Origin of the sequence: Pantoea sp. Cy-640, from assembly GCF_011752635.1 — a bacterium.
Taxonomy (GTDB): Bacteria; Pseudomonadota; Gammaproteobacteria; order Enterobacterales; family Enterobacteriaceae; genus Pantoea; species Pantoea dispersa.
This window is the reverse complement of sequence record NZ_VWXB01000004.1, coordinates 305,435-329,108: the sequence shown is the minus strand read 5'-3', so window position 1 is coordinate 329,108 and position 23,674 is coordinate 305,435. Positions and strand designations below refer to the sequence as shown.

The window sequence follows — 23,674 nt, the reverse complement described above, 5'->3', positions numbered from 1 at the left end:
GGGAGGTATTTATAATTTTGTGCGGATACGCCTGAATGTAACTGGTTTCGCATCAACTGATAAAAATTATGTCAAATCAATAGATTTGTAACGTATAACCTTATGCAGCACAGGCAAAACAGGCCAAAAAAAACGGCCCGCGCGGGGCCGTTTAGTCACAGAGCAGGCGGTTTAGCCTTTGATCTGCGCGTGCATTTCCTGCACCGAAATCACTTTTTCGGTCGGATCCGCATTCAGCGCCATCGCGGTAGCAAAACCACCGTTCAGCGTGGTGTCGTAATGCACTTTGTACTGCAGCGCGCTGCGGCGAATCAGTTTCGAATCCTCAATCGCCTGACGTCCTGCGGTGGTGTTGACGATGTAGGTGTACTCACCGTTCTTCAGGCGATCCTGAATGTGCGGACGCCCTTCGTGCACCTTGTTCACCAGGCGCGGATTGATGCCGGCTTCACCCAGCACCACGGCGGTACCGTGCGTCGCATCCAGCTCGAAGCCAAACTTCTGCAGCTTCGCGGCCAGGTCAACGATACGTTTCTTGTCGCCTTCACGCACCGACAGCAGCGCACGTCCCTGCTTTTTCATATTGCTCTGCGCGCCCAGCATAGCTTTGCTGAATGCTTCCGCGAAGGTGCGGCCCACGCCCATCACTTCACCGGTCGAACGCATTTCCGGACCAAGAATCGGGTCCACGCCCGGGAATTTGTTGAACGGCAGCACCACTTCTTTCACCGAGTAGTACGGCGGAATCACCTCTTCGGTCACGCCCTGTTCAGCCAGGGTTTTGCCAGCCATCACGCGCGCAGCCACTTTCGCCAGCGGCACGCCGGTGGCTTTGGAGACAAACGGCACGGTACGCGCGGCACGTGGGTTCACCTCAATCAGGTAAACTTCGTTGTCCTTGACCGCAAACTGCACGTTCATCAGGCCACGTACGTTGAGTTCGAACGCCAGCTTTTCCACCTGCTGGCGCATCACATTCTGAATCTCAGTGCTCAGGGTGTACGCTGGCAGCGAACAGGCCGAGTCACCGGAGTGCACGCCCGCCTGCTCAATGTGTTCCATGATGCCGCCAATCAGCACGCGTTCGCCGTCGCAAATCGCATCGACGTCCACTTCCACCGCGTCATCGAGGAAGCGATCCAGCAGCACTGGCGCATCGTTGGACACGGACACCGCCGTCTGGAAGTAGCGCTTAAGATCCACTTCGTCATAGACGATTTCCATCGCCCGGCCGCCCAGCACGTAGGAAGGACGCACCACCAGCGGATAGCCAATCCCTGCGGCTTTCTCGACCGCCTGTTCCAGCGTCGCCACCGTGGCGTTAGCCGGCTGTTTCAGTTTCAGGCGATCCACCGCCTGCTGGAAACGCTCACGGTCTTCCGCGCGGTCAATGGCATCCGGGCTGGTACCAATCACTGGCACGCCAGCCGCTTCCAGCGCGCGCGCCAGCTTCAGCGGCGTCTGGCCACCGTACTGCACGATAACGCCTTTTGGCTGCTCGATGCGCACGATCTCCAGCACGTCTTCCAGCGTTACCGGCTCGAAGTAGAGACGGTCTGAGGTGTCGTAATCGGTTGACACGGTTTCCGGGTTACAGTTGACCATAATGGTTTCGTAACCGTCTTCACGCAGCGCCAGCGCCGCATGCACGCAGCAGTAATCGAACTCAATGCCCTGGCCGATACGGTTTGGCCCGCCGCCCAGAATCATGATCTTGTCGCGATCCTGATTAGGATTGGCTTCGCACTCTTCTTCATAGGTGGAGTACATGTAGGCGGTGTCCGTGGCGAACTCTGCCGCACAGGTATCCACGCGCTTGTAAACCGGATGCAGGTTGAACTGATGACGCAGCTTGCGGATTTCACTTTCCGCCACGCCCGCCAGCGTTGCCAGACGCACATCGGCAAAGCCTTTACGCTTCAGCACACGCAGGAAATCCGCGCTCAGCGAGTTGACACCTTCGCGCGCCACCTGCTCTTCCAGGCGCACCAGCTCTTCAATCTGCACCAGGAACCAGCGGTCAACGTTGGTCAGGTTAAACACGCCGTCGACCGACATGCCGGCACGGAACGCATCAGCGATATACCAGATGCGGTCAGAACCGGCATCTTTCAGCTCGCGGCGGATACGGGTCAGGGCTTCGCCATCATCCAGATCCACTTTCGGGTCGAAACCGCTGGCGCCCACTTCCAGACCGCGCAGCGCTTTCTGCATCGACTCCTGGAACGTGCGGCCAATCGCCATCACTTCACCGACTGATTTCATCTGCGTGGTCAGACGGTCATTGGCACCGGCAAACTTCTCGAAGTTGAAGCGGGGAATCTTGGTGACGACGTAGTCGATGGACGGTTCGAACGAGGCCGGCGTACGGCCACCGGTGATGTCGTTCATCAGTTCATCGAGGGTAAAGCCCACCGCCAGCTTGGCCGCGACTTTGGCAATCGGGAAGCCGGTCGCTTTCGAGGCCAGCGCTGAAGAACGCGACACGCGCGGGTTCATCTCAATGACGATCAGGCGGCCATCTTTCGGGTTCACCGAGAACTGGACGTTGGAACCGCCGGTTTCGACACCGATTTCACGCAGTACCGCCAGCGAGGCGTTACGCATGATCTGATACTCTTTATCGGTCAGCGTTTGGGCTGGCGCCACGGTGATGGAGTCACCGGTGTGAATCCCCATCGCGTCAAAGTTTTCGATCGAGCAGACGATGATGCAGTTGTCGTTTTTATCACGCACCACTTCCATCTCGTACTCTTTCCAGCCAATCAGCGACTCATCAATCAGCAGCTCATTGGTTGGCGACAGATCGAGGCCGCGCTCGCAAATCTCTTCAAACTCTTCGCGGTTGTAAGCGATACCGCCACCGGTGCCGCCCATGGTAAACGACGGACGAATGATGCACGGGAAACCGACCTCTTCCGCTACCGCCAGCGCTTCTTCCATGGTGTGCGCGATACCGGAACGCGCGGTATCCAGGCCAATGCTCTTCATCGCCACATCGAAGCGGCGACGGTCTTCAGCTTTATCAATCGCATCGGCGGTGGCACCAATCATGGTCACGCCAAACTCAGCCAGCACACCCTGGCGCTCCAGCTCCAGCGCACAGTTCAGCGCGGTCTGGCCACCCATGGTCGGCAGCACCGCATCCGGACGCTCTTTTTCAATGATTTTACGCACCACTTCCCAGTGGATAGGCTCGATGTAGGTCGCATCCGCCATTTCCGGGTCAGTCATGATGGTGGCCGGGTTAGAGTTCACCAGAATGACGCGGTAACCCTCTTCACGCAGCGCTTTACACGCCTGCGCACCTGAATAGTCGAATTCACATGCCTGGCCAATCACAATCGGGCCAGCGCCAAGGATCAGGATAGATTTTATGTCAGTACGTTTTGGCATCGTGGGCTCCTGATTACTTCGCGTTAGAACGGTAAGCTTCGATCAGTTCGATAAAGTGATCGAACAGCGGCGCCGCATCGTGCGGGCCTGGGCTGGCTTCCGGATGTCCCTGGAAGCTGAACGCCGGTTTGTCGGTGCGGTGAATGCCCTGTACAGTCTGGTCAAACAGGGAAACATGGGTCACGCGCAGGTTAGCCGGCAGGTTGGTTTCATCGACGGCAAAACCGTGGTTCTGCGCGGTGATCATCACGGTGTTGTTATCGAGATCTTTCACCGGATGGTTGCCACCGTGATGGCCAAGCTTCATCTTCACGGTTTTCGCACCGCTGGCCAGCGCCAGCAGCTGATGGCCAAGACAGATACCAAACACCGGAATGTCGGTTTTCAGGAAAGCCTGAATCGCGCTGATGGCGTAGTCGCACGGCTCCGGGTCGCCAGGGCCATTCGACAGGAAAATCCCGTCCGGATTCAGCGCCAGCACCTCATCAGCCGGCGTTTGCGCCGGGACAACCGTCAGGCGACAGCCGCGATCCACCAGCATGCGCAGAATGTTGCGCTTGGCGCCGTAGTCATAAGCCACCACGTGGAACGGCAGCGCGTCAGCGCTTTGCTGCTCGGGTAGGCCGCCTTTCAGCGCCCAGCTCCCCTGCTGCCACGCGTAGGTTTCCGCCGTGGTCACTTCTTTCGCCAGGTCCATGCCTTTCAGGCCCGGGAACGCCTGGGCTTTCTGCAGCGCCAGCGCCGCATCCGGACTGTCGCCGGCGATGATGCAGCCGTTCAGCGCTCCTTTCTCACGCAGCAGGCGCGTCAGTTTGCGCGTATCGATATCGGCGATACCGACAATATTGTTGCGCTGCAGATAGGCTGACAGGCTCTCTTCGCTGCGGAAGTTGCTGGTAATCAGCGGCAGATCGCGGATGACGAGGCCCTGAGCATGGATTTGACTGGATTCTTCATCGGCGGCATTGGCACCAACGTTGCCGATATGAGGATAAGTGAGGGTGACGATCTGGCGGGAATAGGAAGGATCAGTGAGGATTTCTTGATAACCGGTCATTGACGTATTGAAAACGACCTCCCCCACTGCCGATCCCGTTGCCCCGATGGCCCGACCGTGGAATTGGGTTCCGTCTTCCAGAACCAAGAGCGCTGACTTAATCAAAACATCCTCCAGGGAATAAACAGTCACAATATCTGCATATTAATTCAAAATGATGCGCTGAATCAATGCAAAAACCGCCTGACCGCTCGATTTTTGGCAAATTGCGCGCATTCTAATGATCGACCTGGTGATTGTCTACCCTGAGCGGTTATTTTTTTGTATATTTCGGGCTACTGAATGTTAAAAGTGAAGCAAGACGACAAAATAGTGAGAGATCTCCGATAAATAATCGGTTGCCTGACGCAATTAATGGCAAAACACCGGCTGACTGCGTAAATTTTTGACCAAATGGTCAAAAAAAGCCACCCGACATGAAAAAACGCGCAGATAAGTCATAAAAACAACCATCATAAACAAAAATAACAATCAGACTTCCATTTTACAGACAAAATAAAGGGCAATGAAAACATTGCCCCGTTCAATCAATATCTTAACGATTGAAATAACCACATCACGATGGTTCACAACACTCACAACATCGATAAATCCAGCACATCACGCATATCATAAAGGCCGGATTTTTTATCTTTCAACCATGCAGCAGCCTTAACGGCCCCGTTGGCGAAGGTCATACGGCTGGAAGCCTTGTGCGTAATCTCTACGCGCTCGCCGATATCCGCAAACATCGCGGTGTGCTCACCGACAATATCGCCCGCGCGCACGGTGGCAAAGCCGATGGTTTGCGCCTTGCGCTCGCCGGTATGGCCTTCGCGCGCGTAAACCGCGTGCTCATCCAGCTTCCAGTGCATGGCGTCGGCAATCGCCTCTCCCATCGCCAGCGCCGTGCCTGATGGCGCATCCACTTTATGGCGGTGATGCGCTTCCACAATCTCGATATCCGCATAGTCGCCCATCACTTTTGCCGCCTGCTGTAACAGGTTAAGCACCAGATTGACGCCGACGCTGAAGTTCGCGGCAAACACGATGCCAATCTCTTCAGCCGCTTCACGGATGGCTGCCTTACCGGCTTCATCAAAACCGGTGGTGCCAATCACCATCGCTTTTTGATGCTGACGGCAGAACGCCAGATACTCCAGCGTGCCTTCCGGACGGGTGAAATCGATCAGCACATCGAAATCATTCACCACCTGCCGCAGATCGTCGGTCACCCGTACGCCGGTTTTGCCGATTCCCGCCAGTTCACCGGCATCCGCCCCCAGCAGCGAGGAACCGCTGCGCGCCAGCGCCGCGCCTAACACCACGCCTTCCGCCTGCTGTGCGGCCTGAATCAGATTGCGTCCCATGCGACCCGGCGCACCAACAATAGCAATGCGGATTTCATTCATATTTATTCATTCCTGATACAAAACTATGCATGCAAAGCGTAAACAGGTTAACGGTCAGATAACAGTCACGCCACAATAATAACGGGATAATAAGAATTTTAGGCCAGCCGCGATAGATTATCAGTAAAAGCAATCCCGCCCGCTGGAAGTCACGGCTGAGGTGACAAAGGATAAAGAAAAGGCCGAACATTGTCGGCCTGTTTCTGTCAGCAAATTGAAGTGCTTACTGCACGTTGCGTACGTCGACGCGCAGCTCTTTCGGCACTTCAAACACGATATTCTCTTCACGGCCAATCAGCTCAATCGCCGCTTCGCCGCCCAGCTCACGCAGGCGCTGAATCACCTGCTGCACCAGAATATCCGGAGCTGAAGCGCCGGCGGTAACGCCGATACACTGCACACCTTTGACCCACTCTTCCTGAATATCATCCGCAGAATCAATCAGCTTCGCCAGCTTGCCGGCACGCTGTGCCAGCTCAGCCAGACGATTCGAGTTGGAGGAGTTTTTCGAGCCCACCACCAGAACCACCTCCGCATCCTGCGCCAGCACGCGCACGGCTTCCTGGCGGTTGGTGGTGGCGTAGCAGATATCATCCTTACGCGGTCCGATGATTGCCGGGAAGCGCTGACGCAGCGCATCGATCACGTCCGAGGTATCATCCACCGACAGCGTAGTCTGCGTCATAAAGCACAGGTTGTTTTCATCTTTTACCTGCAGCTTAAACACATCCTCTGGCGACTCCACCAGATACATACCGCCGTTCGGGTTGCTGTACTGGCCCATGGTGCCTTCCACTTCCGGATGGCCGGCGTGGCCGATGAGGATCGCTTCCACGCCTTTACGGCTGGCACGCGCCACTTCCATATGCACCTTGGTCACCAGCGGACAGGTGGCGTCAAACAGCATGGTGAGGCTGCGCGCTTTCGCTTCGGCCCGCACGGCCTGGGAAACGCCGTGTGCCGAGAAAATCAGGATGGCGTTGTCCGGTACTTCACTGATTTCTTCAATGAAAATTGCCCCGCGCTCGCGCAGACTGCTGACCACATAGCGGTTATGCACCACTTCATGACGCACGTAGATTGGCGCGCCATACATCTCCAGCGCCCGCTCGACAATGCTGATGGCGCGGTCGACGCCTGCACAGAAACCGCGTGGGTTAGCTAACAGGATTTGCATCGCTGGCCTCCAGCACCGGATCGATCTCCAGCACTTCAATCTCGAATTTAATGCGCTGACCCGCCAGCGGATGGTTGAAATCGACGGTGATCGAGTCACCGGAAATTTCACGAATCACGCCCGGCATCTCGCTGCCGCCCATGCCGCTGAACAGCATGATGGCACCGACTTCCGGCTCGCCCGCGTCGATGAAATCACGGCGCGAGAAGTACTGGATCAGATCCGGGCTGGCAGCACCAAAGGCGTCTTCCGGCTCCAGCGTAAAGGCGTGCTGATCGCCCACTTTACGCCCGACCAGCTCCTGCTCCAGCGCCGCCGACAGGCTGCCATCTCCCAGACGGAACAGCGCAGGCTTGCCGTTGGCGCGCGTGGATTCAGCTGTCGAGCCATCCTCCAGCTTCAGTGTAAAATGCACCAGCAGCGCGCTGTCGCGCTGAACGATGTCTGTCATCTGTTACCCTTATTTATTCGTGACCTGTTTGCCTTTCGGGCTCAGAAAGCCCTCCAGCACCACCAGCGCCGCACCGATGCAGATTCCGCAGTCGGCAATGTTAAAGGTGGCGAAGTGCCAGTCACCGACATAGAAGTCGATAAAGTCGACCACAAAGCCGTGCCAGGCACGATCAAACAGGTTACCCAGCGCCCCGCCGATAATCAGCGCGTAGGCAATGTTGGTTAATTTATTGCTGGCGCGATTGCGATACATCATCACCAGCAGCGACACCACAATGGCGATGGCGATACCGGCAAAGAACCAGCGCTGCCAGCCGCCTTTGTCTGCCAGGAAGCTGAACGCCGCGCCATAGTTGTGCGCGTAGAACAGGTTCAGGAACGGCATCAGCGGCTGGGTTTCATGCAGCATCATGTTGTTCATGACCCACTGCTTGCTGGCAAAATCGACCACGATCACCACCAGCACCAGCCATACCCAGCGCAGTCCGGTTGAGCACAGTTTACTCATCAGGCAAATTTCCGCACTTCACCGTTTCCGGCTACGTTGGTGTAGCAACGTCCACACACCGCAGCATGCTCCGGATTCTGGCCGACGTCAGTAGTGTAATGCCAGCAGCGCGGACATTTCTCGCCTTCTGCTTTGTGTAGCGCGATTTTCAGACCTTTTAACAGCTCGCTCTGCTGTGCTTCGTCGCTGGCCGTCACATAATCCGCCACGGTCGCGCCCGAGGTCAGCAGCACGAAACGCAGCTCATCGCCCAGCGCCTGCAGCTTCGCCGCCAGTTCCGGATCGGCGTACAGCGTGACGGTGGCTTCGAGTGCGCCGCCGATGCGTTTGTCGCTGCGCGCCTGCTCAATCACCTTGTTCACTTCACCGCGCACTTTCAGCAGTTCTGCCCAGTACGCATCATTCAGCGCTTCATCCTGCGCCAGACCGAACAGGCCCTGATACCACTCTTCGGTGAACACGTACTGTGGACGCTCGCCAGGCAGATAGCCCCAGATCTCATCCGCGGTGAACGACATGATCGGCGCCATCCAGCGCACCAGCGCTTCAGCGATATGCCACAGCGCGGTCTGGCAGCTGCGACGCGCCAGGCTGTCGCCCTTCGCGGTGTACTGACGATCTTTGATCACGTCGAGATAGAACGAGCCCATCTCGATGGAACAGAAGTGCATCAGACGCTGCACCACTTCGTGGAAATCGTAGTTCTCGTACGACTGCACAATATCCTGCTGTGCCGCCAGCGCACGGCCTACGGCCCAGCGATCCACCACCACCATCTCTTCCGGGCTGACGCAGTCGGTTGCCGGGTTGAAGCCTGCAAGGTTGGCCAGCAGGAAGCGCGCGGTGTTTCGGATACGGCGATAGCTGTCGGCAGCCCTTTTCAGGATTTCGTCGGATACCGCCATCTCACCGGAGTAGTCGGTTGAAGCCACCCACAGACGCAGAATATCCGCGCCCAGCTTGTCCATCACGTCCTGCGGTGCCACGGTGTTGCCGATTGATTTCGACATTTTGCGGCCCTGACCGTCGACGGTGAAGCCGTGAGTCAGTACCTGACGGTAAGGCGCTTTGCCTTTCATCGCCGTGGAGATCATCAGCGACGACATGAACCAGCCGCGATGCTGATCCGAGCCTTCCAGATACATATCCGGTGCGTGCCCGTCAAATTCCGGACGCGCATCCACTACCGAGAAGCTGGTCGATCCGGAGTCAAACCAGACGTCGAGGGTATCCGGCACTTTGACGTAGTGATCGGCGTCATCGCCCATCAGATCGCGCGGATCGAGATCCCACCACGCCTGAATACCGTCCTGCTCGACGCGCTGCGCCACTTTCTCCATCAGCTCCAGCGTATCCGGGTGCAGCTGCTCGCTCTCTTTATGGACGAACAGCGCCATCGGCACGCCCCAGGTGCGCTGACGCGAGATGCACCAGTCCGGACGGTTAGCGACCATCGCTTCGATACGCGCCTGGCCCCAGTCCGGGATCCACTGCACACCTTTGATCTCTTTCAGCGACTGCGCACGCAGGCCTTTCTGATCCATGCTGATAAACCACTGCGGCGTAGCCCGGAAGATGATTGGCGTTTTATGACGCCAGCAGTGCGGATAGCTGTGCAGCAGTTTTTCCACGTGCAGCAGCGCGCCTTTCTCCTGCAGCAGCGCAACGATCATGTCGTTGGCTTTAAATACGTTAACGCCATCCAGGGTTGGATAGGTGCCCGGCAGATACGCGCCGTCCGGCCCGACCGGGTTAGCGGTTTCGATGCCGTATTTCTGGCCGATCACATAGTCATCCGGACCGTGGCCTGGCGCGGTGTGCACCGCACCGGTACCGGCGTCCAGCGTGACGTGCTCACCCAGCACCACTTTTGACTGGATCTGCTCAAGGAACGGATGCTGGAACAGCTGCAGCTCCAGCGCGGCGCCTTTGCATTCGCCCAGCACCTGCCACTCACTGATGCCTGCGCGTTTCAGCACCGATTCCACCAAATCTTTCGCGAGGATCAGGCTGCGGCCGGCAATCTGCACCAGCTGGTAGTCGAATTCCGGATGCAGCGAGATGGCGCGGTTTGCCGGCATGGTCCACGGCGTGGTGGTCCAGATAACCAGTGAAACCGGGCCTTCCGACGCCGCAACGCCAAACTTCGCGCGTACCGCATCGGCGTCCAGCGCGTTAAACATCACGTCGATAGAAGGTGAGGTTTTGTCGTAATACTCCACTTCCGCTTCCGCCAGCGCGGAACGGCAGTCCATACACCAGTGCACCGGCTTGGCGCCTTTGTGCAGATGGCCATTACCGATGATCTTGCCCAGCGCGCGAATGATGTTGGCTTCGGTCTGGAAATTCATGGTCAGATAAGGACGATCCCAGTCGCCGAGCACGCCAAGACGGATGAAGTCCTTCTTCTGGCCTTCAACCTGCTCCGCCGCGTAGTTGCGGCAGGCTGCGCGGAATTCAGCTGCGCTGACTTTCTCGCCCGGCTTGCCAATCATCTGCTCAACTTTGTGCTCAATCGGTAAGCCGTGGCAGTCCCAGCCGGGAACATACGGCGAGTCAAAGCCCGCCATGCCTTTCGACTTAACGATAATATCTTTCAGAATCTTGTTAACTGAGTGACCAATATGAATGCTGCCGTTCGCATACGGAGGGCCATCATGCAGGATAAAGGTTTTTTTCCCTTTTTTGGCTGCGCGGATGATGCCGTACAGGTTGTCATCATACCAACGTTGCAGCATTCCCGGTTCGCGTTTAGCCAGATCGCCACGCATCGGGAACCCCGTTTCCGGCAAATTCAGGGTAGATTTATAGTCACTCATCAGATTCTCGGTTCCGTATTTCGGTCATTAAACCGGTGTTTTTAGCCCAAAAAATTGGCGGGCCGTCACCACATCTTTCGCAATTTGTTCTTTCAGCGCGTCCAGCGAAGCGAAACGCTGTTCGTCGCGAATCTTCTGCTTCAGCACCACCTCAATGTGGCGCCCATAAAGATTCATATGTGTGTCGAGCAGGTGAACTTCAAGCTGCTGACGCAGACCTTTTACCGTCGGGCGCGTACCAATGTTTGCCACGCCGGGAATCGGCTGCTCGCCCAGCCCCAGCACTTCAACCGCAAAGACACCTTTTACCGGCGTCACGGTGCGACGAAGCGGGAGATTGGCGGTCGGGAAACCAATGGTGCGTCCCAGTGCATCACCGTGCACCACGCGGCCAGAAATACTGAACGGATGACCGAGCAGCTGCTGCGCCTGAGCAAAATCGTCCTGCGCCAGCGCCTGACGTACCGCCGTACTGCTGATACGTTTGCCGCCATCACAATAGGTCTGGGTGCTGATGACCTCAAAGCCATACTCCGCACCGGCTTTCTGTAATAACAGGAAATCCCCCTGGCGACCAGCGCCAAAGCGGAAATCATCCCCCACTGCGAGGAATTTCACATTGAGCTTGTCGACCAGCAGTTCGCTGATAAAGCTTTGTGCTGAGTGTGCCGCAAAACGGCGATCGAAGCGCACGCACACCACGGCATCAACGCCCGCCAGTGCGAGGTATTTGAGCTTTTCACGCAGACGCGTCAGGCGCGCCGGCGCTTTGTCGCCGGCAAACAGCTCCAGCGGCTGTGGCTCAAACAGCATCACCACCACCGGCAGGTTGCGTTTACGTCCTTCGGCAATTAACTCCGCCATCAGCGCCTGGTGGCCGCGATGCACGCCGTCAAAATTACCAATGGTCAGGACGCAGCCGCGATGCTGCTCTTTCAGATTGTAAATACCGCGGATAAACTTCATGGCTGACTCAAACCGGTGGAAATCGGCGGATTATACCCTTGAATAGCGTTCAGGTTAACCCGTCTGCGTGCCTTTCCTGCGCCTGATTCAGCGTCAGGCGCCCGCTGGCTGGCGGCTCCGGCCCCATCACAACAATTTTGTTGCGAAATACTGTATTCAGCGCGGTGTTGCTGGTAGAATCTTGCGCCATCAATTACGTAAGCGGGTGTCGTGGTTAAAACGACGCTTTATTGCACAAATCCATTGACAAAAGAAGGCGCAAAAGGCATAGTCCTCGGCCTTTGATTTGTCCATATAGAACACATTTGGGAGTTGGACCTTGGCTAATATCAAATCAGCTAAGAAACGCGCCGTAACATCTGAGAAACGTCGCAAGCATAACGCGAGCAATCGTTCTATGATGCGTACTTTCATCAAGAAAGTATACGCGGCTATCGCAACCGGCGACAAAGCTGCTGCGCAGAACGCATTCAACGAAATGCAACCAATCGTGGACCGTCAGGCTGCTAAAGGTCTGATCCACAAAAACAAAGCTGCACGTCATAAAGCAAACCTGACTGCTCAGATCAACAAACTGGCTTAATCGCCGTCTGTTTATCGCTTTGTTAAAAGAACCGGCGCTTCGCCGGTTTTTTTATGCCTGCGATCCGTGGCTGAACAGCGCGCTGAAGTCGCGATGGCAGATGCTCTGCACCGCCGGATGCTGAATCATGCGCCCGGCAAAAATAACGTGATACTCCTCCATCACCGTCTCCAGCCTGCCGATCTCGCGCACGCTATCGTCACGATAGACGTCATCTCCGTACAGCGTCGGTGCGACAAAGATCGCATTATTCTGCGCGCCAAACGCCTTCATCAGCGCCGCATCATCAAATTCACCGAGAATCTCAACCTGTAACCCCTGGCTGTGGATCCAGTTCAGCAGCTTGCGCCCCAGCATCGAACGCCGGCCGGGCAACAGCAGGCGCCGCTGCTCCAGACAGGCCGGAAACGGCAGCTCAGGCAGTGGCGCATTACACCAGAAGCTAACCGGGCATTCGCCGAGCTTGACCGAAAACAGCCCGGCCTGCTGGGTTGAATCTATCGGGCAGTCGGAGAGGATCATATCCAGCTTATGCTGGCTGAGCTGCTCCAGCAGCATTTCATGCGTTGATTCAAAGCAGCGCAGCTGAATTTTCTCGCCGGCCATCACCGCCGTTTCCAGCACCTTACTCACCAGCTGTTTTGACAGCGCATCCGCCACGCCAACATCAAACAGCAGATGCGACTCCTTGCGGTAGTTAACGATATCAAGCATTTCCTGGCTGAGCATAAACATGCGATCGGCATAGCGGAACACCAGCTGCCCCAGCTCGGTGGGCACCAGGCCGCGCCCCTGACGGCGAAACAGCACGCCATCCAGCTGCTCTTCCAGCGCTTTGATTTGGCCGGTTACGGTCTGCGGCGTGAGGCACAGCACTTCAGCGGCGCGCACCACCGAACCGGTTTTGCACACCTGCCAGAAGTAGTAGAGATGATTAAAATTGAGCTGATTCATACCATAAAGGAGGCTTGCGCCTCTCCTTATTAGCGCAGTTTGATGCGCAGCAGCGTGTAACCTATCACCGCCGACAGCAGTGAACCGCTAAGAATGCCCAGCTTCGAGAACGTCACCAGCTGTTCATGCGCGGCATCAAACGCCAGCGAACTGATGAAGATCGACATGGTAAAGCCGATACCGCACAGCACGCCGATGGCCATAATGTCGCGAATGGTGGTGCTGCCTGGCAACGCCGCCAGCCGCAGCTTCACCGCTAGCCAGCAGAACAGCGTGATACCTAACGGTTTACCAATCAGCAGACCGAGGATAATGCCAAGCGGCTCCGGCGACAGCACATCGCCAAAGGTGATGCCGCTGAGCGAGATGCCGGCGTTGGCGAACGCGAACAGCGGCAGGATCAGCCAGTTCACCCACGGCATCAGTCCGTGCGCCAGGTGCTCAGCCGGTGAGTGTCCCTCTTTCTCCTCCAGCGGCACAAAGAAGCCTACCACGACGCCCGCCAGCGTGGCATGCACGCCGGACTTCAGAACCGCGGTCCACAGCACCACGCCCACCAGCATATACACCGCGATGTTGCGCACACCGCAGCGATTGAGGATCGCCAGCAGCACGATAGCGCCACCCGCCACGCTCAGCGACAGCACTGACAGATCGCTGGTATAGAACAGCGCAATAATTACGATGGCACCGAGGTCATCAATGATCGCCAGCGCCATCAGGAACACTTTCAGCGCCGCCGGTACCCGGCTGCCGAGCAGCGCCAGCACGCCGAGCGCAAAGGCGATATCGGTGGCCGTGGGAATTGCCCAGCCGTTGCGGGCTACCTCGTTATCATGATTGAACAGCAGGAAAATGAGCGCCGGCGCAACCATGCCGCCCAGCGCAGCAATCACCGGGAAGATGGCGCGATCGCGGCTGGCCAGCTCGCCGCTGATCAGTTCGCGCTTCACTTCGAGGCCAATCAGCAGAAAGAACAGCGCCATTAGCGCATCGTTAATCCACAGCAGCAGGTTTTTGCTGATATCCAGCGCGCCGAAGCGAATCTGTACCGGCTCCGCCAGCAGGTTTTGATAGCCCTGCGCGGTGGTGGCATTATTGGCCAGCACCATCGCCGCCACCGCCGCCAGAATCAGCACCATGCCGTTGCTGGCGTCACTTTCGATAAAGCTTTTCAGCAAGCTTCGAATACTACGGGGTTTGTTCACAACTCCTCCTGAGCAGAGACATTTGGTGGAGAAGTTTAGCCGCTGTAACACCTCGTTAAAAGCAGCTTATGTCTCGTTTATTGCTCGGGATTTTCGAGTGATTCGCCAGGCCGGGCGTATTGCAGCGGAGGGAGAGGCTGAAAGCGGTCGGATGCAATACGGCGCTGGTCACTAAGCAGGTAGCGCGCCGTCAGGCCTGGTGGTTAGTGCAGGTCAGCAGCGTCACGTCATCCGTACGCTGCTGTGGCAGCGCATTATCGCCGGCAATCTCATGCTGGGCGCAGTGAGGCTGATGCGGATGCAGACCGCCTGGCGGTGAGAAAGGCTCAGCCATCTGGGCACTTGCCAGCGCGGAAAACGCCACAAGCGCTGTTGAAAGTAACAACGGTAGAAGTCGCATAATTTTTTGTCTTTTCACTATAACGGTCCGGAATGGACCAGGCATGCAGGTGATGATCCAGCCTGAGAGGTGGCAAACAGTGTTTTCCACGGTCAGTCAGGTTTCAGTGAAGGATTTTACGCCACTCAGGCGCAGGAATTTATAAAATCGTGCGGTTTATCACAGTTTACCGCACGATTTATGCATTATCCGACTTTAACCGGAATGTAAAAGGTGCCCTGCAGCAGATCCGGCGTGCTGTAGCGGAGATCGAGCTTAATCAGATCCTTGCCCGGCCGCCGCGCCACGCCGAGCGCAGGCAGATGGTTGTAGTACACCTCTGCGGTGAACGCATTGATCTCTTCCGGCGCGCCGTGCCAGTCAATCTCCGCATACAGTCCGCTTTCACCGGTCCAGTTCTGTACATTGCCGGTCAGCACGTCGGCATACTGGCTCTCCAGCGCCTGGAACAGGCTAATATGCTGCTGATCGCTGGAGTTAACCCCCGGGCTGAACTGGAAACCGAGCCAGCCACGCTGCACATGCTGGCCGGCGAAGGCGATGAAATCACGTGTATGCTGCGCCACCACGTGATTATGGTGGTCAATGTATTCGCCGAAGCGGCACTCCCACTCGATCACTTCTCCGCACAGCTTCAGCTCCGGCTTCTCTGCCAGGCGCGCACTCACCCACTGCCGCTGGGTGGAGATGCGGCTGTGGAAGTCTTTCATCTGCATCTCAGGAATGCGGCGATAAGCGCCTGGCGTCATGGCGAAGTGGCTTTTAAACACCCGGGTAAAGTTTTGCTGATTATCAAAGCCAAACCGCACGGCGATATCAATAAGCGGCATGCTGGTCAGGCGCAGCGCCATGGCAGAGAGCGTCAGACGACGTTTGCGCGTGTACGAGGCCAGCGTCTGGCCGGTCATCTCTTTGAACATGCGCTGCATGTGCCACTTGGAGTAACCGGATTTCAGGGTAATCAGATCGATGTTGAGCTCGTCGGTCAGATTGGCCTCGATCCAGTCCACCAGATCGTTGATGTACTGTTTTTTCAGATTCAGGCTGAGCATTTTTTTAATTGAATGGGTTGGGAAAGGCGGTGCTTTTGCGTAATCCGTCACATAAATATAACAAAATCGTAGGGATAACGTAAGGAAGAGTAAAGACAGCGAGACGCGAAAAGCATTAATTGCTTAGGTAACTAACCTTTTATCGTCTTAACGGCATCGCAGCGTTGAGCAGTGATGTGCCTGCACATAGCGGTGCGCATTAATGCGCACCCTGTAAATCGTACCCGCAGGGGCGCTATTAATGGCGCCCGATAACACCGGGCAGGCGTGCCTGCCCTCATCGACCACTCAGTGCGAACGCATGCCCGCTGCCGTCATCATCATACGAAACAGTGATGCCACCACGCCCAGTGCCAGCACGCTTGCGCCGTAGATGATTACTAACCACAGCACGCGCTTCCACCAGGGGGCTTTCGTTTCAGTGGGGTTGTTCATATTGCTGACCTCGGTTTGCATCTCAGTGGTATCCTTCGTCGGCTTTGATTTTTCCGCGGAACACGTAGTAACTCCAGAAGGTGTAACCCAGAATCACCGGAATAATCAGTAAGCTACCGACCAGCATAAAGGCCTGGCTCTGCGGCGGTGACGCGGCGTCCCAGATGGTGATCGACGGCGGAATGATGTGCGGCCACACGCTAATACCCAGGCCGGAGAAGCCGAGAAACACCAGCGCCAGCGTCAGCAGGAACGGCGAGTAGTGCGCCTCACGCTTGATGGCGCGCACGATGCCCCACGAACACAGCAGCACCAGCACCGGCACCGGCAGGAACCAGAACAGGTTAGGACGGCTGAACCAGCGGTGCGCAATCGCATCGTGGGTGAATGGCGTCCACAGGCTGATAATGCCGACAATCAGCAGCAGCGCGATCACCAGCGGCGTCGCCAGCGCGGACATCTTACGGTGCAGCTCATGCTCGGTTTTCATGATCAGCCAGGTACAGCCCAGCAGTGCGTACGCCACCACCAGACCGACGCCGCAGAACAGCGGGAACGGCGCCAGCCAGTCCAGCGCCGAGCCGGCGAACTCGCGCCCTTTCACCGGGAAGCCGTCGATAATCGCACCGACCGCAACGCCCTGACTGAAGGTCGCCAGCAGTGAACCGGCGATAAATGATTTATCCCAGAACGCGCGGTGTTCTTCCGTGGCCTTAAAGCGGAACTCAAACGCCACGCCACGGAAAATCAGGCCAATCAGCATCGCGGTGAGCGGAATGGCCAGCGCGTCAGCAATCACCGAATAGGCCAGCGGGAACGCACCGTACAGACCGGCACCGCCCAGCACCAGCCAGGTTTCGTTGCCATCCCAGACCGGCGCAACGGTATTCACCATCATGTCGCGCTCAACGGCATCTTTATTGAACGGGAACAGGATACCGATGCCAAGATCGAAGCCATCCATCACGATATACATCAGGGTGGCGAACACGATAATGGCGAACCAGATAATGGAGAAATCGATCATTTATTTACCCTCCTGCGGTTCGTTCAGACTCTCATGGGCCGCAGAAAGCGGACGCGCAGGTGTTTTATCCTGCCCCGGACCACCGTGGCGCACATCTTTACCCTCGCCGGTCAGCGGACCTTTCTTAATCAGGCGCATCATGTAAACGTAGCCGACACCAAACACCGACGAATAGACGAGGATGAAGGCCAGCAGGCTGATGCTCATATGCAAATCACCATGCGCCGACACCGCATCAATGGTGCGCTGCACGCCGTACACCACCCATGGCTGACGACCAATTTCCGTGGTAAACCAGCCGGCAAGAATGGCGATCAGGCCAGACGGTCCCATCAGCAGGGCGAACCACAGGAACGGCCGGGAGTTATACAGCCGCTTTTTGTAACGCAGCCACAGGCTCAGCACGCCGAGGGTGATCATCAGCAGGCCCATCGCCACCATGACGCGGAACGACCAGAAAATCACCAGCGAATTCGGGCGGTCCTCTTTCGGGAAGCTCTTCAGCGCCGGGACCTGTTTGTCCAGGCTGTGGGTCAAAATCAGGCTGCCGAGGTACGGCACTTCCAGCGCATATTTGGTGCGCTCTTCATCCATATCCGGAATACCAAACAGAATCAGCGGCGTCGCTTCCCCCGGCGGGTTTTCCCAGTGACCTTCAATTGCCGCAATTTTTGCCGGCTGATGCTCAAGGGTATTCAGGCCGTGCGCATCGCCGATCATCGCCTGAATCGGCGCAACGATCAGTGCCATCCACAGAGCCATGGAGAACATTTTGCGGATTGCCGGGTTATCGTTACCGCGCAGCATATGCCACGCGCCAGACGCGCCAACAAAGAAGGCGCTGGCGAGGAAGGCCGCCACCGACATATGGAACAGGCGGTACGGGAACGACGGGTTAAAGACAATCTTAAACCAGTCCTGCGGCACCACGATGCCATTCTCAATGATGTAACCCTGCGGGGTATGCATCCAGCTGTTGGACGCGAGGATCCAGAAGGTCGAGATGATGGTACCGAGCGCAACCATGCAGGTGGCAAAGAAGTGCAGGCCCGGCCCAACGCGGTTCCAGCCAAACAGCATCACGCCGAGGAAGCCCGCTTCAAGGAAGAAGGCGGTGAGTACTTCATAGGTCAGCAGCGGACCGGTAATACTGCCGGCAAACTGCGAGAAGCCACTCCAGTTGGTACCAAACTGATACGCCATCACCAGTCCGGACACCACGCCCATACCGAAGTTAACGGCAAAGACTTTGGACCAGAAGTGGTAGAGATCGCGATAGGTCTCGTTACGGGTTTTCAGCCACATGCCTTCGAGCACCGCCAGGAAACTGGCGAGACCGATGGTGATGGCCGGGAAAATAATATGGAAGGAAACAGTAAAGGCGAACTGAATCCTGGCCAGGTGGAAGGCATCTAATCCAAACATTGCTTACCTCTTTGCCACAAGATTACACCGAATTTTTACTTATAATTAACAAGTTTGACGCACAAAATTATTATTTCGTGACGTCGGAAGAGATTCACGCCAATTGTAAGGCAAGCGGCGAGAACAAAAAGAAACAGTGGGAATGGCTAAAACTATAACAGTATTTTTTGATTTCGATCATTGTTTTCACCAGAAACTACTTGTTTAAAATCACTAAGTTAAGGTTAAAGTCCGTGATTTGTTGTGACAATCTTGTTATTAAGCAGAGCGAGAGGAAAAGGCGTTAATCTGGTAACTGGCTAATTTAGCTGTTAATTAGTGCGCCAGACAAAACGGCAGATGACCGCACCGTTACGTTACGCTGTAAAATTTCCTGCACAGTCGCCAGAAAGAAACTTTGTTAATTAAAAGATAATTTTTATAGACCAAAAAGAAATTAATTTGCTGCCTTTCGGTGACATTCTGTGAGCCATCGCGCATTAACCCGCTGGGGCATGGCATTTGCCAGCGGCGTCAGGCTGTGCTTTGTTAAAGCAGCACAGTCCGGTTAATCAGCGAAGGAGAGGTTATGACCCGTCTTACCGCCCAGGATTTTCCCCAGGAACTGCTTGAGCTTTATGACTACTATGCGCACGGTCGCATCAGCAAGCGCGAGTTTCTCTCGCTGGCCGCGAAGTTCACCATCGCCGGCATGACCGGAGCCACCCTGCTCAGCGCCATGAGCCCCAATTATGCGCTGGCAGAGCAGGTGTCGTTTACCGACCCTGATATCAACGCCGAATACATTCACTACCCGTCGCCCCAGGGACATGGCGAGGTACGCGCTTATCGGGTGCGCCCGACTCACGCCAGCGGCAAGCTGGGTGCCGTGGTGGTGGTACACGAGAATCGCGGCCTGAACCCTTACATTGAAGACGTGGCGAGACGGGTCGCCAAAGCGGGCTATGTTGCGCTGGCGCCGGATGGCTTAAGTTCGCTGGGCGGCTATCCGGGCAATGATGAAGAGGGCCGTGCGATGCAGGCCAAAGCCGACCCGACCAAACTGATGAACGATTTCTTCGCGGCAGTCGATTTCCTGATGCAGCATCCCGAGGGGAACGGCAAGGTCGGCATCACCGGCTTCTGTTATGGCGGCGGCGTGGCCAATGCGGCGGCAGTGGCGTTTCCTGAGCTGGCCTGCGCCGTGCCGTTCTACGGCCGCCAGCCAAAAGCGGAAGATGTGGCGCGCATTCAGGCGCCGCTGCTGCTGCACTATGCCGCGCTGGATAAAGGCATCAACGAAGGCTGGCCAGCCTATGAAGCCGCCCTGCAAGCCAGCCACAAAACCTATGAAGCGTATATTTATCCCGGCGTGAATCACGGCTTTCACAACGACTCAACGCCACGCTATGACAAAGCTGCCGCCGACCTCGCATGGGGTCGCACACTCGGCTGGTTTGAGAAATATTTGCACGCCTGAGCCTGGCGCGCCGCGACGGCACTCACGCTGTCTGCGGCGCTTTAATGATGCGGTGGACATTGCTTTCCAGCCAGTCGGCGAGGCCAATGACCTGCCCTTCCACCTCATGGCCCAGCGCCGTCAGCCGGTACTCCACGTGCGGCGGCACCACTTCATAGGCGATACGCTCAATGAAGCCATCCTCTTCCATGTAGCGCAGCGTCTGCGCCAGCATGCGTTCACTGATGCCACCAATCCGGCGGCGCAGTTCGCTGAAGCGCAGCGTCTCAGCGCGCAGCGCCAGTAACACCAGCACACTCCAGCGGCTGGTAATCCGTTTTAACACTTCACGTGACGGGCAGTTCACATTGAGCAATTCACCACGGGAAAATTTATCACTCAGGTTTTCAGCCATTTACATCACTCCGCTCAAACTAACAAATCTGTAAGTACTTACTAAAAGTTAGTTTATCTCGTAGGCTGTTTCCATACCAGTTCAACCTGAGGAAAACACCATGATTGCGATTACCGGAGCCACTGGCCAACTGGGCCGTTTAGTGATTAATGACTTGCTGAAGAAAGTACCGGCCAGCGAGATCATCGCGGTGGTACGTTCACCGGAAAAGGCGCAGGACCTGCAGGCGCTCGGCGTCGCGCTGCGTACCGCGGATTACAACCAGCCACAGACGCTGCACAGCGCCTTTGCCGGCGTGCAGAAAGTGCTGCTGATCTCCTCCAGCGAAGTGGGCCAGCGCGAGGCCCAGCATCGGGCGGTGATTGATGCCGCCAAAGCGGCGGGCGTGTCATTTATCGCGTATACCAGTCTGCTGCATGCCGATACCTCGCCGCTGGGTCTGGGCGTCGAACACCGCGCCACCGAAGCGCTGCTGCAGGCTTCAGGCATCCCTTATGCCCTGCTGCGTAACGGCTGGTACAGCGAAAACTATGCGGCCAGCATCGCACCGGCGTTAGCGCATCATGCCTTTATCGGCGCGGCGGGCAACGGGCGCATCGCGTCGGCGGCGCGCGAGGATTATGCTGCCGCGGCGGCAGAGGTGATCAGCCGTGACGATCAGGCCGGCAAAGTGTATGAACTGGCCGGCGATGACAGCTATACGCTGGCAGAATTCAGTGCGGAGATCGCCCGCCAGTCCGGCGAACAGGTGGAGTACGTTAACCTGCCGCCTGCGGAATTCAGCGCGGCGCTGATCGGAGCCGGTTTACCCGCGCCGCTGGCCGAACTGCTGGCGGATTCCGACGCCGGTGCCGCTCAGGGTGCCCTGTTCGACGACAGCCACACGCTCAGCAAACTCATTGGCCGCCCGACCACACCGTTCGCCGCGGTAATTAAGGCCACGCTGGCAAAGTAAGGCGCTGATGGTGCCCTCACCTGCGGTGAAATCCGGGGTGAGGGCGACGAAAAGCCCTCTTTTCCCCGTCTCGTTTGCCATCAAATGATCAACCTCTTCCCGCTTTTTTGCCGTCATCACTGACGATTTTCTTATTTACAGATAAATCTGTTCATTTATTTAAAGCTTCATCTGAAACACTGCTTTCAATTCCTGAAATATAGGGCGTTGTATTCGCTGAAAAAAGCCTTAAATAGCCGATCAATCGACAAGATTTATTACGTTCATAGATATTTCGCATTGTTGTCTCATCGGGTCAGAGATCTATAATTTGTCCTTTGAGCAACCAGGCAATTTCAGGAGGCCGCTATTAATACTAACCACCAGCAACGTCAAGCTTTCGGAGAACACGAAGCCCATGCTGATCTGGGGTATCAATACGATCCTCACGAGTTTATCCGCGAAGGTATGCAGGATTCGGAGCCGGAACCCGAGCTGATCGAAGGTCTGCCTGCGCCTGATGCGCTGACGCCTGCCGATCGCTATCTGGAGCTGTTTGAGCACGTGCAGACGTCACGTATTTTTGCCGACAGCAAAACGTTTCCGGACTGCGCGCCTAAATTCGATCCGCTGGATATTTTAATCCGCTATCGCCGCCGCAAACGCTCGGCGGAGTTCGACCTGGAAAAATTTGTCCACGAGCATTTTTATTTACCGCAGGTCAATGAGAGTTTTTATGTTTCCAATCCGGATAAAACCCTGACGGAACATATTGACGATCTGTGGCCAGTGTTAACCAAAATGCCGCAGCAGCATTTACCGCATTCGTCGCTGCTGCCGCTGCCGAAGCCTTACGTGGTGCCCGGCGGGCGTTTTGGTGAAACGTATTACTGGGACTCTTACTTCAGCATGCTGGGACTGGCCGAAGCGGGCCGCGACGATCTGCTGCGTCATATGGCGGACAACTTCGCCTGGCTGATTGATAACTACGGTCACGTGCCGAATGGCAACCGCACCTATTACCTCAGCCGCTCGCAGCCGCCGGTGTTCGCGCTGATGGTCGAGCTGTTTGAAGAGGACGGCATTCGCGGCGCGAAGCGCTATCTTGACCAGCTGATGAAAGAGTATCAGTTCTGGATGGACGGAGCCGGCGAGCTGATGCCGCATCAGGCCTATCGTCACGTGGTGCGCATGCCGGATGGTTCGCTGCTCAACCGCTACTGGGACGATCGCGACACGCCGCGCGATGAGTCGTGGATGGAAGATGTGGAAACCGCCAGCAAATCGCGTCGGCCGGCCAGCGAGGTCTATCGCGATCTGCGCGCCGGTGCCGCTTCCGGCTGGGATTACTCTTCGCGCTGGTTGCGCGATCCACAGCGTCTGGCCAGTATTCGCACCACCCAGTTTATTCCGGTGGATCTGAATGCGTTTCTCTACAAGCTGGAGCTGATGATCTCGACGCTGGCTCACGCGAAGGGCGAAGAACTCACCGGCCTGGCGTGGCAGAAGAAAGCGGATGCGCGTAAGCAGGCGATTCATCGCTATCTGTGGGACAACACCGCTGGCGTGTACCGCGACTACGACTGGCGACGTGAACGCTTTGGTGCCTTTACCGCAGCGGCGGTGGTACCGCTGTTCCTGGGGCTGGCATCACCCGAGCAGGCGCATCTGCAGGCGGTGGCGCTGCGCCAGCTGCTGCTGACGCAGGGCGGCCTGGTGACCTCCATGGTGGAGAGCGGCGAGCAGTGGGATAAACCTAACGGCTGGGCACCACTGCAGTGGATGGCGGTGGTCGGACTGAATAACTACGGTGAAGAGACGCTGGCAACCGAGATTGCGGTCAACTGGCTGACCACGGTGAAGAATTTCTATTCGCTGCACCATAAGCTGGTAGAGAAGTACGATATCAGCGGCGATCGCGCCCGCCCGGGCGGCGGCGGTGAGTATCCGCTGCAGGACGGCTTCGGCTGGACCAACGGCGTCACCCGTCGCCTGCTGGCGATGTACGGGCATTTGCTGGCGGACTGATAATGCGG

The 23,674-nt window shown here is 56.7% G+C and carries 20 protein-coding genes; 4 read left to right on the top strand and 16 right to left on the bottom strand.

Annotated elements, in window-relative coordinates; genetic code table 11:
- Positions 1-171: 171 nt before the first annotated feature.
- The 8 genes from carB to ribF all read right to left on the bottom strand — a co-directional run bounded on the left by carB (position 172) and on the right by ribF (position 11,767).
- Positions 172-3,396 (bottom strand): carbamoyl-phosphate synthase large subunit, encoded by a 3,225-nt coding sequence (gene carB / locus F3J36_RS13015; protein ID WP_058780426.1) that lies wholly within the window; start codon positions 3,394-3,396, stop codon positions 172-174.
- A 13-nt stretch (positions 3,397-3,409) separates the two neighbouring features.
- Positions 3,410-4,558, bottom strand: a complete 1,149-nt coding sequence (gene carA / locus F3J36_RS13010) for a glutamine-hydrolyzing carbamoyl-phosphate synthase small subunit (RefSeq protein ID WP_031279710.1) — start codon at positions 4,556-4,558, stop codon at positions 3,410-3,412.
- A gap of 470 nt (positions 4,559-5,028) precedes the next feature.
- On the bottom strand, positions 5,029-5,844 hold the full coding sequence (gene dapB, locus F3J36_RS13005; RefSeq protein WP_166719834.1) for a 4-hydroxy-tetrahydrodipicolinate reductase: 816 nt from the start codon (positions 5,842-5,844) through the stop codon (positions 5,029-5,031).
- A 223-nt stretch (positions 5,845-6,067) separates the two neighbouring features.
- A complete protein-coding gene (gene ispH, locus F3J36_RS13000; protein WP_021507596.1) occupies positions 6,068-7,021 on the bottom strand; it encodes a 4-hydroxy-3-methylbut-2-enyl diphosphate reductase in 954 nt (317 codons plus the stop codon).
- Complete coding sequence (gene fkpB / locus F3J36_RS12995) at positions 7,002-7,472, bottom strand: FKBP-type peptidyl-prolyl cis-trans isomerase (protein WP_021507597.1); 471 nt, start codon at positions 7,470-7,472, stop codon at positions 7,002-7,004. Before fkpB ends, ispH begins: the two co-directional genes overlap by 20 nt.
- Positions 7,473-7,481: 9 nt before the next feature.
- Positions 7,482-7,982, bottom strand: coding sequence for a signal peptidase II (gene lspA, locus F3J36_RS12990; protein ID WP_021507598.1), 501 nt, complete (start codon positions 7,980-7,982; stop codon positions 7,482-7,484).
- Positions 7,982-10,801, bottom strand: coding sequence for an isoleucine--tRNA ligase (gene ileS / locus F3J36_RS12985; RefSeq protein ID WP_088516070.1), 2,820 nt, complete (start codon positions 10,799-10,801; stop codon positions 7,982-7,984). Before ileS ends, lspA begins: the two co-directional genes overlap by 1 nt.
- 27 nt (positions 10,802-10,828) lie before the next feature.
- On the bottom strand, positions 10,829-11,767 hold the full coding sequence (ribF, locus tag F3J36_RS12980) for a bifunctional riboflavin kinase/FAD synthetase (RefSeq protein ID WP_058774845.1): 939 nt from the start codon (positions 11,765-11,767) through the stop codon (positions 10,829-10,831).
- Positions 11,768-12,086: 319 nt separating this feature from the next.
- Here ribF and rpsT point away from each other — a divergent pair, with 319 nt between their 5' ends.
- Positions 12,087-12,350, top strand: coding sequence for a 30S ribosomal protein S20 (gene rpsT, locus F3J36_RS12975; protein ID WP_013507813.1), 264 nt, complete (start codon positions 12,087-12,089; stop codon positions 12,348-12,350).
- Positions 12,351-12,401: 51 nt separating this feature from the next.
- On the opposite strand, the gene nhaR is transcribed toward rpsT, so the two are convergent.
- From nhaR to F3J36_RS12940, 7 genes are all read right to left on the bottom strand, one after another.
- Positions 12,402-13,304 (bottom strand): transcriptional activator NhaR, encoded by a 903-nt coding sequence (gene nhaR / locus F3J36_RS12970; protein WP_166719833.1) that lies wholly within the window; start codon positions 13,302-13,304, stop codon positions 12,402-12,404.
- A 29-nt stretch (positions 13,305-13,333) separates the two neighbouring features.
- Positions 13,334-14,512, bottom strand: coding sequence for a Na+/H+ antiporter NhaA (gene nhaA / locus F3J36_RS12965; RefSeq protein WP_166719832.1), 1,179 nt, complete (start codon positions 14,510-14,512; stop codon positions 13,334-13,336).
- Between the two features lie 190 nt (positions 14,513-14,702).
- Positions 14,703-14,846: a hypothetical protein gene (locus F3J36_RS12960; RefSeq protein WP_164861030.1), complete on the bottom strand. Its 144-nt coding sequence runs from the start codon at positions 14,844-14,846 to the stop codon at positions 14,703-14,705.
- Positions 14,847-15,097: 251 nt separating this feature from the next.
- The gene (locus F3J36_RS12955) at positions 15,098-15,964 is read right to left on the bottom strand and encodes a helix-turn-helix domain-containing protein (protein WP_058780419.1); all 867 of its coding nucleotides are present in this window, start codon (positions 15,962-15,964) and stop codon (positions 15,098-15,100) included.
- A 288-nt stretch (positions 15,965-16,252) separates the two neighbouring features.
- Positions 16,253-16,420, bottom strand: coding sequence for a DUF2474 domain-containing protein (locus F3J36_RS12950; RefSeq protein ID WP_021507606.1), 168 nt, complete (start codon positions 16,418-16,420; stop codon positions 16,253-16,255).
- A 1-nt stretch (position 16,421) separates the two neighbouring features.
- The gene (cydB, locus tag F3J36_RS12945) at positions 16,422-17,426 is read right to left on the bottom strand and encodes a cytochrome d ubiquinol oxidase subunit II (protein ID WP_021507607.1); all 1,005 of its coding nucleotides are present in this window, start codon (positions 17,424-17,426) and stop codon (positions 16,422-16,424) included.
- Complete coding sequence (locus F3J36_RS12940; RefSeq protein ID WP_166719831.1) at positions 17,427-18,851, bottom strand: cytochrome ubiquinol oxidase subunit I; 1,425 nt, start codon at positions 18,849-18,851, stop codon at positions 17,427-17,429. It abuts the gene before it with no gap.
- Between the two features lie 568 nt (positions 18,852-19,419).
- Between F3J36_RS12940 and yghX the strand changes: the two genes are divergently transcribed.
- Entirely contained in the window at positions 19,420-20,310 is an 891-nt protein-coding gene (yghX, locus tag F3J36_RS12935) for a YghX family hydrolase (protein WP_166719830.1), read from the top strand.
- A 22-nt stretch (positions 20,311-20,332) separates the two neighbouring features.
- On the opposite strand, the gene F3J36_RS12930 is transcribed toward yghX, so the two are convergent.
- Positions 20,333-20,704, bottom strand: coding sequence for a helix-turn-helix domain-containing protein (locus F3J36_RS12930; protein WP_021507610.1), 372 nt, complete (start codon positions 20,702-20,704; stop codon positions 20,333-20,335).
- Between the two features lie 100 nt (positions 20,705-20,804).
- Between F3J36_RS12930 and F3J36_RS12925 the strand changes: the two genes are divergently transcribed.
- Positions 20,805-21,659, top strand: coding sequence for an SDR family oxidoreductase (locus F3J36_RS12925; protein ID WP_166719829.1), 855 nt, complete (start codon positions 20,805-20,807; stop codon positions 21,657-21,659).
- 348 nt (positions 21,660-22,007) lie between these two features.
- Complete coding sequence (treF, locus tag F3J36_RS12920) at positions 22,008-23,666, top strand: alpha,alpha-trehalase TreF (RefSeq protein ID WP_058759659.1); 1,659 nt, start codon at positions 22,008-22,010, stop codon at positions 23,664-23,666.
- Positions 23,667-23,674 lie beyond the last annotated feature (8 nt).